The sequence below is a fragment of the Streptomyces sp. NPDC001970 genome (genome assembly GCF_053594115.1).
The window spans coordinates 208,366-221,163 of sequence record NZ_JBSFDW010000005.1; the positions used below are offsets into that span (position 1 = coordinate 208,366).

10 protein-coding genes and 1 pseudogene are annotated in these 12,798 nt (G+C 66.1%); 7 read left to right on the forward strand and 4 right to left on the reverse strand.

The window, feature by feature from the left end:
- Positions 1-4: 4 nt before the first annotated feature.
- Positions 5-601: pseudogene (locus ACWCP0_RS09130) on the reverse strand (sugar transferase); the annotation flags it as partial.
- 246 nt (positions 602-847) lie between these two features.
- On the opposite strand from ACWCP0_RS09130, the gene ACWCP0_RS09135 reads away from it, so the two are divergent.
- From ACWCP0_RS09135 to ACWCP0_RS09165, 7 genes are all read left to right on the forward strand, one after another.
- Positions 848-1,843 carry a UDP-glucuronic acid decarboxylase family protein gene (locus tag ACWCP0_RS09135; protein ID WP_451078205.1) on the forward strand — a complete coding sequence of 332 codons (996 nt, stop codon included), beginning with the start codon at positions 848-850 and terminating at the stop codon, positions 1,841-1,843.
- A gap of 59 nt (positions 1,844-1,902) precedes the next feature.
- Entirely contained in the window at positions 1,903-2,760 is an 858-nt protein-coding gene (locus ACWCP0_RS09140; protein ID WP_451078206.1) for a WecB/TagA/CpsF family glycosyltransferase, read from the forward strand.
- Between the two features lie 330 nt (positions 2,761-3,090).
- Complete coding sequence (locus ACWCP0_RS09145) at positions 3,091-4,350, forward strand: glycosyltransferase family 4 protein (protein ID WP_451078207.1); 1,260 nt, start codon at positions 3,091-3,093, stop codon at positions 4,348-4,350.
- On the forward strand, positions 4,344-5,534 hold the full coding sequence (locus ACWCP0_RS09150; RefSeq protein WP_451078208.1) for a glycosyltransferase family 4 protein: 1,191 nt from the start codon (positions 4,344-4,346) through the stop codon (positions 5,532-5,534). The genes ACWCP0_RS09145 and ACWCP0_RS09150 overlap by 7 nt, the downstream gene beginning before the upstream one ends.
- 140 nt (positions 5,535-5,674) lie before the next feature.
- Positions 5,675-6,598, forward strand: coding sequence for a glycosyltransferase family 2 protein (locus tag ACWCP0_RS09155; RefSeq protein ID WP_451078209.1), 924 nt, complete (start codon positions 5,675-5,677; stop codon positions 6,596-6,598).
- Positions 6,599-7,242: 644 nt separating this feature from the next.
- Positions 7,243-7,662, forward strand: coding sequence for a hypothetical protein (locus tag ACWCP0_RS09160; RefSeq protein WP_451078210.1), 420 nt, complete (start codon positions 7,243-7,245; stop codon positions 7,660-7,662).
- A 115-nt stretch (positions 7,663-7,777) separates the two neighbouring features.
- Entirely contained in the window at positions 7,778-9,214 is a 1,437-nt protein-coding gene (locus ACWCP0_RS09165) for an oligosaccharide flippase family protein (RefSeq protein ID WP_451078211.1), read from the forward strand.
- A gap of 54 nt (positions 9,215-9,268) precedes the next feature.
- On the opposite strand, the gene ACWCP0_RS09170 is transcribed toward ACWCP0_RS09165, so the two are convergent.
- From ACWCP0_RS09170 to gmd, 3 genes are all read right to left on the reverse strand, one after another.
- Positions 9,269-10,003: an FkbM family methyltransferase gene (locus ACWCP0_RS09170; RefSeq protein ID WP_451078212.1), complete on the reverse strand. Its 735-nt coding sequence runs from the start codon at positions 10,001-10,003 to the stop codon at positions 9,269-9,271.
- A complete protein-coding gene (locus tag ACWCP0_RS09175; RefSeq protein ID WP_451078213.1) occupies positions 10,000-11,274 on the reverse strand; it encodes an O-antigen ligase family protein in 1,275 nt (424 codons plus the stop codon). Before ACWCP0_RS09175 ends, ACWCP0_RS09170 begins: the two co-directional genes overlap by 4 nt.
- Positions 11,275-11,614: 340 nt before the next feature.
- Positions 11,615-12,658, reverse strand: coding sequence for a GDP-mannose 4,6-dehydratase (gene gmd / locus ACWCP0_RS09180; RefSeq protein WP_451078214.1), 1,044 nt, complete (start codon positions 12,656-12,658; stop codon positions 11,615-11,617).
- Between the last annotated feature and the right edge of the window lie 140 nt (positions 12,659-12,798).

A 12,798-nucleotide genomic window follows, 5' to 3' on the forward strand; every position in this document is an offset into this window, starting at 1 on the left:
CGCCTCAGTAGGCGCCGTCCCCGCGCAGTACGACGGGCAGCGTCCGGGCGAGGATGGTCAGGTCCAGCCGGAAGGACCAGGAGTCGACGTACTGCAGGTCCAGACGCAGGGCGTCGTCCCAGGCGAGGTTGGACCGGCCGCTGATCTGCCACAGGCCGGTGAGGCCCGGCCGCACCAGCAGACGGCGGCGGGCCGCGCCGGTGAAGGCGGAGTCCCCGATCGGCAGCGGTCGGGGGCCGACCAGCGACATGTGGCCCATCAGCACATTCACCAGTTGCGGCAGCTCGTCCAGGGAGTAGCGGCGCAGCCGGCGTCCCACGGCAGTGACACGGGGATCCTCGCGAATCTTGAACAGGTGCCCGTCGGCTTCGTTGCGGACGGCCAGTGCCGCTCGCATCCCTTCCGCCCCGACCTGCATGGTGCGCAGCTTCAGGACGTCGAACTCCTTGCCGTGCCGGCCCGTACGCCGCTGACGGAACAGCACGGGCCCCGGTGAGTCGCTCTTGACCGCGATGGCGCACATGAGGAGTACCGGCGCAAGCAGAAGGAGCAGGACGGCAGCCCCCATCACATCCGTGATCCGTTTGACGGCCCGGCCTCCCCGCCGCGACCGGCGCCGCGGAGACGGGCGATGACGGATCGCCAATGGGGCGAGCGTCTGGACGCGGGGCTCACCTTCAACCGAACGAGGGAAACTTGCCCAGCCTGGCGGCATATTCATGCACCTGACGTCTCAAATGCTTCATAACGGATCAATAAATACAAACACGATGTCGATGTAAGTTTCGGCAATGACACTTCAGCTTGCCGCCGTCCGGCTTGCGACGGGGCAGCCGAGAGGACCTTCATGCGTGCCGTAGTGACGGGCGGGACCGGATTCATCGGCTCCCACCTTTGCGAGCGCCTGCTCGCCGCAGACCACGTCGTGTTGTGCGTGGACAATCTCGTGACGTCCAGCGTGGACAACGTCGAGCATCTGTTGGGCAACCCGCGCTTCCAGTTCGAGCACTCGGACATCACCCAGGGCCTCGACGTACCCGGACCGGTGGACGCCGTGCTCCACCTGGCCTCGCCCGCCTCGCCCGTGGACTACCTGAGGCTGCCCCTGGAAACATTGCGCGCGGGATCGACCGGTACCTGGCACGCCCTGGACCTGGCCTCCGCCAAAGGCGCGCGCTTCCTGCTGACCTCCACTTCCGAGTCGTACGGAGACCCCCAGGTCCACCCGCAGCCGGAGAGCTACTGGGGGCACGTCAACCCGGTGGGCCCGCGTTCGGTGTACGACGAGGCGAAACGCTTCGGCGAGGCACTGACGATGGCGTACCGCAGGACCCGCGGCGTCGACGCCAAGATCGTGCGCATCTTCAACACCTTCGGCCCCAGGATGCGACCGGACGACGGACGGGCCATCCCCACCTTCATCCGCCAGGCACTGCGGGGAGAGCCGATCACCGTCACCGGTGACGGCAGCCAGACGCGGTCCCTGTGCTACGTCGACGACATCGTCGACGGTTTGCTGCGGATGCTCGCCGGCAGCCACGGCGGTCCGGTCAATCTGGGCAACCCGCACGAGGTCTCCATGCTCGAGCTGGCCCAGTGGATCAGCAAGCTCACCGAATCCTCCTCCGAGATCATGCTGATCCCCCGGCCGCAGGACGATCCGGGAAAGCGCCGTCCGAGCATCGCCTTGGCCGGCGAACTGCTGGACTGGACACCCACCACTCCGGTCGAACACGGCCTGCGCGAGACCATCAAGGACTTCCGCCGCCGTGTGGCCTTCGGCGACGTCACCGAACCCAGGCAGCCCGTCGCTTCCGCGCTGAATGCCCCTGTCCGTCCATGACCACTCCGGTGAGCCGGCGACGAGTGCGGGAAACTGAGACGGTCCCTGTGGTCGGGTGCGTGGGCGTGCCCATCGCCGCGCACTCCCGCGAGAGCGCAGCCCACGAGGTCGTGCACCTCGCCCAACAGATCCGCGAGGCACGCCGCGCGCCGCGGGTCGGGATGACGGACCGAGCGCGCGGGGGTGATGTGCATCTGTGCAACGCCTACACCCTGGCTCTCGCCGACCGGGACCCCCAGCTGCTCGGCATCCTTCGCTCGGCAGCCCTCAACCTCCCCGATGGACAGCCGGTGGTCTGGGCCAACCAACTCCTGCACCGCGGCACGGTGCTGCCGACCAGGCGCGTGTACGGGCCGGACCTCGTGCTGGACGTCTTCGCCCTGAGCCAGAACACCGGACTGCGGCACTACCTGCTGGGCTCCACACCGGAGGTGCTGGAGTCCCTGCAGGGCGAGTTGCAGCGGCGTTTCCCCCGGACTCCGATCGTCGGCGCCTGCACCCCGCCCTTCCGGCCTCTGACCACCCGGGAGCTGCTGGAGCAGGAGGAGGACATCCGCACCGCCGGCGCGGACATCGTCTGGGTGGGACTCGGTACTCCCAAGCAGGATCGCCGGGCCGCCGAGCTGTGCGCCGCACTCCCCGTGGTCGCCGTGGCGGTGGGTGCGGCCTTCGACTTCATCGCCGGACACAAACGGCAGGCACCCCCCTGGATGCGGCGCAGCGGGCTGGAGTGGCTGTTCCGGCTGGCCTCTGAGCCGCGCAGGCTGTGGCGGCGCTATCTGTTCGGCAACGCACGGTTCATCAAGGGCGTCGTCCGGCAGGCGGCCCTCGGGACCGCACCGCGGAAGGCTGCCCCGTCGGCGCGACCCTCGCTCTTCAGCGCGGCGTTCCTCAGCAGCCGGGAGAGGAACCGATGACCGCTTCGACCGAGGAAGTCCCCCACCTGCGGCACCCAGGCGGGCCGCAGTGCCACTCACCTCCCACGCATCGCCAGGGAGTCCGGCAGCCGACGTCCGCGAGGACGCCGACTCCGATCTCGCTCACTCAACCGTCCGAACCTGCAATGCGAGAGAGGAGGGCTCAATGCACATACAGAGTCAGCATGGTCTTCGCCCACCACGGCCCACGACGCACAGCCCGACTCGCCTTCCGGTGAGCGAAAGACCCCCGATGCCTTCGGAACTGCCGCACGAGACAGCATCCGGCGGCTCCCACCACCGCAAGCGACCTCCAGCCGAGGACCAGACGTGACGCTCAGGGTGAACGAGACAGCCCACCTCCAGGTCGATACCCCACCGAATGATTCACCGTCCTATCGCGTGGCGCTGGTACACAGCTTCTACTCGTCCCGTCAGCCCAGCGGGGAGAACGCCGCCGTGCTGGACCAGGCGGAGGCCCTCCGTGCCGCTGGACATGAAGTCGCCGTGGTTGCCGCGCACACCGACACGTTGCAGGCCGAGCCGGGATACGCCCTGCGCGCGGCAGTCCGGGTAGCCACCGGCTTCGGCCGGTCACCGCTGTACACCCTCAGCCGGTTTGCTCCCGATATCGTGCATGTCCACAATCTCTTCCCCAATTTCGCTACTGACTGGCTGTCCCAGTGGCCTGGTGCTCTCGTCGCCACGCTCCACAACTACCGCCCGGCCTGCGCGGCCGGGACGCTCTTCCGTAACGGGCAGATGTGCACCGCATGCCCCGACGGTGACCGCTGGGCGGGACTGCGGCATGGTTGCTATCGGGGGGCGCGGAGCGCCACGCTCCCGCTCGCCTGGGCCGGCCGCGGCGGTGCAGCTGCCCATCCTCTGCTGCGTCGCGCCGAGCGATTGGTCGTGCTCTCCGATCACAGCAGGAACCTCTGTCTGAGATTCGGCCTGCCTGCGGAAAAGCTCATCGCGGTACCCAACTTCGCCAACGCCCAGGGCCGCGGACAACCAGCGGACCACACGTCGGCCATGTCGGGATCAGACAGCCGCTGGGTCTATGCCGGTCGGCTTAGCGAGGAGAAAGGCATCCTGCCCCTGCTGCGAAGCTGGCCGGAGGGCGAACCCCTCGATGTGATCGGCTCCGGACCGTTGGAGCCGGCTTGCGCGGAAGCCGCGCCCAAGAGCGTGCGGCTCTTCGGCGCTCTCTCACGTCAGCAGCTCCTGGACCGGCTGCCTGGATACACCGGCCTGGTGTTCCCCAGCATTTGTCCTGAGATGGCACCTATCATCTATCCGGAGGCGATGGCCGCCGGGTTGCCTGTACTCGCTCTCACCGGGTCAGCAGCTGCGGACGGTGTGCTCCGTCACGGAACAGGTGCGGTCTACAGCAGCGCCGACGAGCTTCCGCAGGCGCTCTCGGCGGCCCGTGAGCGCTTTCCCGCATTGCGTGAGCACTGCCGGCGCGTACACGCCGAGCACTACACCGCACGATCCTGGACAGCCGCGATGACCGCCGTCTACGCGCACGCCGTGGAGAGTGTGATGGGACCCCGATCCGTCGGCGTCGCGGAGGCAGCATGCTGACCGCAGGCAGAGCTCGGCGACGCATCGTCGTGGTACAGCCGTACTTGCCCGACTACCGGAGAACCTTCTTCAACCACGTGCAGTACCGCCTCGATACCGAGGGTGTCACCCTGGAAGTGCTGCACGGCCCGCCACCCCCTGGTCACGAAGCCCGACGAGACAGGTCACCCTCCGTATTCACCACACGGGTGCCCACCCGAAGGCTCGCCTTGCCGGGAGGGCGCATCCTGCTCTGGCATGAAGTGCAGCACCGGGCGGCTTCCGCCGACGTGCTCGTGCTGGAGCAGGCGTTGCACAACTTGGAGGTCTATCCCCTTCTGCTGAGGCAGCTCATCGGACGGAGGGTCGGGTGCGGTCCCCAGGTCGCCTTCTGGGGCCATGGCCGGACCTATACCAAACCCTTCAGCCGCCTCGAGACTTCCGCCAAGGACACACTGACACGGCTCGGCGCTTGGTTCTTCGCCTACACCGAAGGCGGAGCCACGTACGTCGCCTCGCGCGGCTTCCCCCGTGACCGGATCACCGTGCTGCACAACTCCGTCGACACTGCGGCTTTGGTCGCCGCCCGCGAGCGTGCCGAGAAGCCCGGGACATCGGAATACGCCGAGAGTGCGCGGCTACGGGACCGGCACAGCCTGGTTGCCGGGCGCACCGCGCTGTTCCTCGGCGGGCTGGACGAGCCGAAGCGGATTCCCTTCCTACTGGAATCCGCCGAGCGGATCGCCGGTGAACTGCCCGAGTTTCGCCTACTGGTGGCCGGAGACGGCGCCTCCCGGAGCCTGGTGGACGAGGCCGCCTCCCGGCCCGGCAGCCCAGTAGTCGCAGTAGGCCGCGCGACCGGGCGAAACGCCGCGCTGCTCGGCGCGGTCAGCGACGTCATGCTGATGCCGGGCCGCGTCGGACTGTGCGCGGTCGACTCTTTCGCCCTGCGCACTCCTGTCATCACGACCGACTGGCCCTGGCATGCACCCGAGTTCGAGTACCTGGTCCACGGCCGCAACGCAGTGGTCACCCGGGACGATCCGGAGACCTACGCGATGGCGGTGCTGCAAGTACTCAACGATCGCACCCGTCTGGCATCCCTTCGTGAGGCATGCCGCAGGGATGCCGCCGCCTATACGACCGACGGCATGGCGGAGCGTTTCTGTGACGGATTGCTGCATATGCTCGGGAGAAGTGAGTAAGCCGACCCGAGAAATCTGTCAGATGGAAGAGTAGATCTCATGAAGGGTGTCAGTGTAATGACTGCCGAAGTCCTCGCACTTCCCAATCGGGGGTGAGGCGTGGACGCGAACAGAGAACCACGTGGTCACCGATGACACCGATGACGCGGGTGGTCGTGTTGATCGCCAGCCACAACCGTTGCGAGACCACGGTCCGGTGCCTGCGGTCGCTGATCGGGCAGGGCGGACCCGAGGTGTCCGTGCGCGTCGTGCTCACCGACGACGGCTGCACGGACGGCACCGCACACGCTGCCCGCGAGGTATGGCCCCGCATCCACGTGCTCCAGGGCAACGGCACACTTTTCTGGGCGAAGGCGATGGCGCTCGCTGCGTCGGCCGCAGGCGACTACGACTTCCTTCTCTGGCTCAACGACGACGTGATCCTGGACCCCGGAGCGCTGTCACGGTTGCTCGGGACCTACCGATCGCTTGCCGCTACGGCGGAGGGCGACAGGATTGTCGTGGGCGGCCTGCGCGATCCGCACTCCGGCACAGTGACGTATTCCGGTGTTCACCGCCTCAGCCGTCTGCGCCCGGTACACTTCGCCACCCTCGCTCCGACCGACAGGCCGGTTCGGGCCGAGACGATGAACGGGAACCTCGTACTGATTCCCCGCCCTGTGGTCCAGCGCGTCGGGCAGATCGACCCGGGCTTCAGCCATGGGTTGGCCGACTTCGACTACGGCCTGCGCGCCAGGCGCCTTGGATGTGCCATCTGGGTCGCCGCTGGAACGCTGGGCACATGTGCCCGCAACTCCGCGGCGGGAACCTGGACCGACCCCGCACTACCCTTCCTGAAGCGGATGCATACGATGTGCTCCCCCAAAGGCCTTCCGCCGGGAAGTTGGTTGCGGTTCACACGGCGGCACGCGGGTTCGATGTGGCCGGTGTACTGGCTGTCGCCCTACGCACGGCTCCTCGGCGGTGTGACTCTCGTCCGAATTCGCAGTGCAGTACGGTTCCTTGTCCGACAGCACCGAAGCCTTCCGGAGAATTCCGACTGCCCAACAGCGCGGCAATTCTGACTTCACGCTCGTGCGGCGCGCGCGAAAGGCTAATGACATACATCCATGACAGGCTGACCGAACGTCAATTCTACGCGCGCTGAGGAGTCGTGACGAGGGAAATTGATGTGCAGCGTGCCGCGCCCGCGGAAATGTTCGGAATTGGAAGATGACTGGTCTTCCACGTCACCAGCGCTCCGCTGACCCGTTTTCTGCGCGAGCGGCGCATGCTGATCGCACCACACGCTGCGCGTTCGAGGACCGCTTGACCCAGCAAGACAGAGCGTGCGCTCCGAGCAATGAACCGGCTCGGAACATGATGGTCGCGGTCGTGGTGAAGTTCGACGGCGACACAACACGACGGAGTGGACAGTGAACCTTTCACAGCGGGCCTACTTCAGGATCAGCGCCGCCCTGCCTGCCTCGATCTCCTTCCGGATGGATGTCTTGTTCCCTCACCTGACGATGCCTGAACTAGGTGCGTTCAACGGGCAGCTCGAGCGCCAGGGGATCATCCGTGAGCTCCTGAGTGCAATCAGCTTCGACGAGATCGTCGAAACCGGGTCTTTCCGTGGTACGACGACGAGTTTCCTGAGCACGATGTCCGGCCTGCCCGTCCACTCCGCCGAGATCGAAGCGAGGTTCTACAGGTATGCTGCGGTGAAATGCCGCAGCATTCCGGGATCCACCTGTACCACGGAGACTCGCGGAAGATGCTGCATGTCCTCTCCCCGCGGCGCGGATACCCTACGCTGCTCTTCTACCTCGATGCTCACTGGCAGGAGGACGTGCCTCGTTACCAGGAACTGGAGATCATCAAGGACCGCTGGAGCAGATCATTGGTGATGATCGACGACTTCCGCGTTCCGGATGACCCCGGCTATCAGTTCACGTCCTACCACGGGGTTCCGTCGGACACGAACTACCTTCCCGTACTCCCCGGGTGGAAGGCCTTCTACCCGAAAAGCGGCTCGCCCCAGGATACCGGCGCCAAGCGGGGATGCATCGTGCTGGCGAGTCCTGAGATGACGTCAGCCGTGGGCGCGCTCTCCAGCCTTCGTGCGGGCGAACTCACTCGGCAATAACTCCTGAACGGCTGAATTTTCGGACATGCAAGCGGCTCACCGCGCGACCGTCTCCTTCCCGCATCGATCCTCGGATACCGCATCCCGCTCAGCTCTGGTCAGTCTGCAGTGGAACATGGCCGGATCCGTCGTGGTCGTGCTGCTGCAGCTCGGCTATACGGCCTACACCGCCCGCACTGTCGATGCCCGTTCCTATGGCGCTTACGCCGTCGCGCTGAGCGTGGTGCCGTTCTTCGGCTACTTCGCCAATGCTGGATTGTCCGCCTGCGTGCTCCGGTCAGAGCGCCTGACGCTGCCCTTCGTGCGTGCTGTCCGGCGTCTTGGAATGATTTCCGGCCCACTGTGCTTTCTCCTGGTGGAGACGGTGGCACCGGTCTTCGGCACCCTCTTCCACATGCCGGACCTCACCGCCATGGTGCGCCTTCTGGGGTGTGCGTTCCTCATGCAACCGAGCGCTGTCGTGACCGTCGCGGCCATGCGACGCGTGGGAGCGGCCAAGGTTGCGGTGATGGCTGAGTCGCTGGGCCAGGCGGTGGGGGTGGCAACAGCCGCGAGTCTCCTGGCATGGGGATGGAGCCCTTTCGGACTGGCCCTGGCACAGCCGATCGCGGCAGCCGTGTCCCTGTCCGTGGGTACGGCCTGGGTTGCTCGTAGGCCTCTGCCTCTCGGGCCGGCGGTCAGAGCTCGCGACCTCCTTGCTCCTTCGGGATTCATGACGAGTCACAGCTTGGGGCAGTTCATCACCAACAGCATTCCGTTGTGGGCTGCGGGCCAGCTGCTCGCTGCGGGCGCCGTGGGATCGTACTTTCGAGCATCCCTGTTCACAGGACTGCTTCTGACGTTCCTGTATCAAGGGCTCAACTGGGCCGTGACTCCGCTGCTCGCCGAGCGGCGCGCCGAGGGCCACCGTTTCGTCCATGCCGTGGAGCGAACGCTGTGCGCCGCATCGGCCGTCGCGTTCATCGGCTTCGGTATCGCGGCGGGGATCGGACCGGCTGTCCTCCGCCTGCTACTGGGTCCGGGCTGGGAGTTGGCCGTGGCCCTGGTTCCCGTACTGTCCGCAGGCGCGGCCATGACCCTGCTTTGCTATTGCGGAGGGTCGATCGACCAGGTACGGGATGCTCCACGTGCCCTCGTCGGTACCCTGATGGCCACGGTCTTCGCGACGGCCGTGGGGGTTGGGGTGGCCGTGTTCGCGCGGAGCCTTGTGCTGATGGCGGGCGGGGCTGCCGCGGGACAAGTGGTGGGCCACCTCGTGCAGCTGGTGGCCTGGCATCGGGCCGGCCTGATGCGTGCGGGCGCTGCCCTGCGCATCCACGGAGTACACGCAGCCGTCGGTGCGGCACTCGGCGGAGCGGCCGCGCTGGGCGCCTCGGGGCGTTCCGCGGCGACTGCCCTGGCGTACGGCCTGGCGTCCATGCTGCCGGTCGTCTTCGTATGCGTACTCCTGCGCAACCGGATCCCTGTGTATGCGGCCGCTGTTGCCACGGGACTGCTGCTGCACCGCAAACCGCTGGCTTCCATGAGCCGGCCAGGCGACCAGTCCGGCTGACCGATCCTCTTGATGAGCGGCGCCCGAGTTCTGCGCCGCCCCCGATTCCGGGGGTTACGTCTGCACAACATCGCCGAGAAAGACCGCGTCGCACTGCAGCAGTTGCCCGGTCCGGCTGTCGGTGAACCCGGGCACCAGCGCCACCAGAGTCATCCCGTACTGCTGCTGGGCGATCCTCAATGCCTGGTCCAGGAGCAGGCCTCCCTCGTACAGCGGGACGCATGAGACTTCCATCTGCAGTCCCGAGCACTGTCCGACAAGGTCTCCAGCTCCGTCCAGAACCGCTCCCTCATATCCCTGGACGTCGAGTTTGAGGAACACCCGCTGCCCCGGCCTGGTGACTTGCGGCCAGACAGAGTCAAGGCGACGCTGTTCGGTTTCCTGAACGTCCACGTAGCGGGATTCCGGACAGGCTTCGGCGTGCCTGGGCAACATGGGCAGTACGGAACTGCTGGCACCTCCGTTGCCGGCGATATTCACAGTGACGGAATGATTCTTGTCACCGAGCGCATAGGGAAACACGTCCCACCGCCGGTCCGCCGCAGCACGCCGGCGCAGTATCTGCAGATGTTCGTGCAGCGGCTCGAAGGACACGATCCTTCCGCGGTATCCGAACCGTCTCAGCATCGTTCCGTATTGACCACGATTCGCTCCCACGTCGAGAACGACATCGACGCGACTGCGCAGCATCAACTGCACGACACGATATTCGAATGAGCACTGCGGGAAACGATTTACATCGACGCCAAGGCGCTGAGCGACCGTGCGTGCCCGATGAAGAAGGGTCATGCCTCCATTGTGGATGCTGCTCTCACCCTTTCACGGTATTTACTGGATTCATCTGCTGTCCCTGTCGTGTCATCGCCCTGCTTGGCAACGAACGCCTTCATCCGCACATCGGCGAACCGGGCTGTCGCGCCTGGTTCTACGTCTCCTACCGCAAGCAGGGAAGTATCCTGCCTGCCGTTCGCGTTCGCGCGCCCGAGGCTGGTTCCGATGATCACCGCGATGGGCACCATCACGAAGATGTAGGTGAGCAGGTTGGAAGTGACCGCATTCAGGCTCAACCCGATCACGGCGAGCAGTGCCGCCTGGTGGATTGCCCGGTCAGCGTCGTTCGGAGCGGCCCTCCAACGACGGTAAGCGCCGTGACCGATGATGAGCATTGTCGACAGCCACAGACCGAGGCCGATGAGCCCGAGGTCGTGCCAAAGTCGCAGGTAGTCGTTATGTGGGTGAGAGAGGTAGTCAGCCCCGAAGACGTCCGAGATGAGCCGCATCGCGCTGCCGACGCCGTGCCCCGACCAAGGAGACTCTTGGATCGAATCCCATGTGATCGACCAGAGTCGTGCCCGACCCGAGGTGCCCACCTCCCACCCCGCGATCATCTGGTTGTCGTTCTCGGTGAACCGGCCCCGTAGGGGCTGGTACCGATTGATCAGCCAGTAGGCGCTGCAAATCATCGCCGTGGTGAACAAGAAGAATCTGCGCAGTTTGCCACGGTCACGACCTGTTAGGGCGAGGGCCAGAAACAGTAGAGCAGACACCGCTGTAGCGGTGCGGGACAGACTGAGCACGGTAGCGGCGAGCAGGAGCAGGGGGACGGCATAGCCCAGGCGTGACCGGCGGCCAAGGGGCACTGCGGCGACCATGCCGATCCACGCGACCTCGCCGTAGACGCGGGCGTTGTAGAGGCCACTGCTTCCCGGTCCGCTCAAGCCCACCGCCACCACGTAGACCACAGCACCCATCACAGCCGTCGCGCGAACCCACTGCAGGAGCATCATCGGCGACCCGGCCGAAGTCCATGCGGCGGCGAGCGCCGTCAAGGCGACGAAGGACACGTAGACCATGGCATTCTGAGCGGCGACTTCGGTCCACTGCTGGATCGCAGAAACGGATGCACAGGCAGCGAAGCCCCACAAAGGCAGTGGAATCCGTGCCCGCACCGGGTTGAGAGGTTCGAGTTTCCAGACCCTGTCGCCGGTCCCATCGAGTACTGCGCACGGGAGGGCGAAAACGCCGAGGAGGAAGATCAGAACCGTGATCGGGGCGTTCACACCGAGACGGGGAAGAGTTCCCCCCAAGAGGATGAAGAAGGCCGTCGTAGCAATCAGCAACCAGCGTGGCCGTTGACGCTGCACAGGCGGTGATACAGCCGCATGCGACATGATGCATACGGTACAGGTCAAGAGGCGCAGATCGAGTCGGATTCCCATTCCCGGCGATTCGACACAGACCGATCCCCATGACAGGGCGGCCGGCACAGGAGCCGACCACGTGCCAAGGTGCCTGGATCGCGTCCTATGTGGTGACGCGGACGACGCGCCTGTCGCGGCACGGCGAGGCCGGGGGCACGCCAGACAGCTGTGTGGTCGCCGCGTCGGCCGCGCGTTCAGGTCACCGCGCGGTCGGCGCGGGAACCGTGAACGGCACGGCTGTGGCGCCCCCAGGGCCACTAGCCTGCAGGAGAGCGCTGAGCTCCGCGTCGACCATCAGCCTGGCCAGTTCCGGGGCGCGCACCGTCGCACGCCACCCGAGATCTCGCTCGGCCTTGGAGGCATCACCGACCAGGTGATCGACCTCGGTCGGGCGCAGGTACCGCTCGTCGAAGCGCACGTGGTCACGCCAGTCCAGGCCGACGTGAGCGAAGCACTGCTCGACGAAGTCACGCACGCTGTAGCTCGTGCCTGTGGCAACAACGTAGTCGTCCGGACCGTCCTGTTGCAGCATCAGCCACATCGCCTCGACGTACTCGGCGGCGTATCCCCAGTCCCGGCGGGCATCGAGGTTGCCGAGGTGGAGCACATCCTCCAGGCCGGCCTTGATCCGCGCGGCGGCCACGGCCGCCTTGCGGGTCACGAACGTCGGACCGCGACGCGGAGACTCGTGGTTGAAGAGGATGCCGTTGACGGCGTAAAGGCCGTACGCCTCCCGGTAGTTACGGGTGACCCAGTACGCGTACACCTTGGCCGCCCCGTAGGGCGACCGAGGATGGAAAGCGGTGTGCTCGTGCTGGGGCGGCGCTGCCGCCCCGAACATCTCCGAGCTGGATGCCTGGTAGAAGCGGCAGGGAAGACCCGTCCTCCTGATCGCCTCCAGCAGCCGCGTGGTGCCCAGCCCCGTGGTGTCCCCGGTGAATTCGGGCTCGTCGAACGACACGCGCACATGCGACTGGGCGGCAAGGTGGTACACCTCGTCCGGCTGCACCTGGTCCAGCAGCCCCGCGATGCGGGTCCCGTCGGTGAGATCGCCGTAGTGCAGGAAGAGGCGGGCCTCGGGGTCGTGCGGATCACGGTAGAGGTGGTCGATGCGCTGCGTGTTGAACGTGGAGGCGCGGCGGACGATTCCGTGGACCCGGTAGCCCTTGTCCAGCAGCAGCTCTGCGAGGTAGGAACCGTCCTGGCCCGTGATGCCGGTGATGAGCGCCGTCTTGACAGTCACACGCACTCCTTAGCTGGGGGTTGGGTGTCGAAAGTGGACGGAATGCTCCTGTGCAGGTGGGCGCCCCGACACCTGGATCAGTGTAGGGACAACTCATGCCTTTTTGGCGGATTGTGGCGTTCTGCAACTTTTGCCCCTTT

Excerpts from the sequence above, each read along its gene's own strand:
- ACWCP0_RS09135 (WP_451078205.1), top strand. The coding sequence starts at position 848 with ATGCGTGCCGTAGTGACGGGCGGGACCGGATTCATCGGCTCCCACCTT.
- ACWCP0_RS09150 (WP_451078208.1), top strand. The coding sequence starts at position 4,344 with ATGCTGACCGCAGGCAGAGCTCGGCGACGCATCGTCGTGGTACAGCCG.
- ACWCP0_RS09155 (WP_451078209.1), top strand. The coding sequence starts at position 5,675 with ATGACGCGGGTGGTCGTGTTGATCGCCAGCCACAACCGTTGCGAGACC.
- ACWCP0_RS09160 (WP_451078210.1), top strand. The coding sequence starts at position 7,243 with ATGCCGCAGCATTCCGGGATCCACCTGTACCACGGAGACTCGCGGAAG.
- ACWCP0_RS09165 (WP_451078211.1), top strand. The coding sequence starts at position 7,778 with ATGGCCGGATCCGTCGTGGTCGTGCTGCTGCAGCTCGGCTATACGGCC.
- ACWCP0_RS09170 (WP_451078212.1), bottom strand. The coding sequence starts at position 10,003 with ATGACCCTTCTTCATCGGGCACGCACGGTCGCTCAGCGCCTTGGCGTC.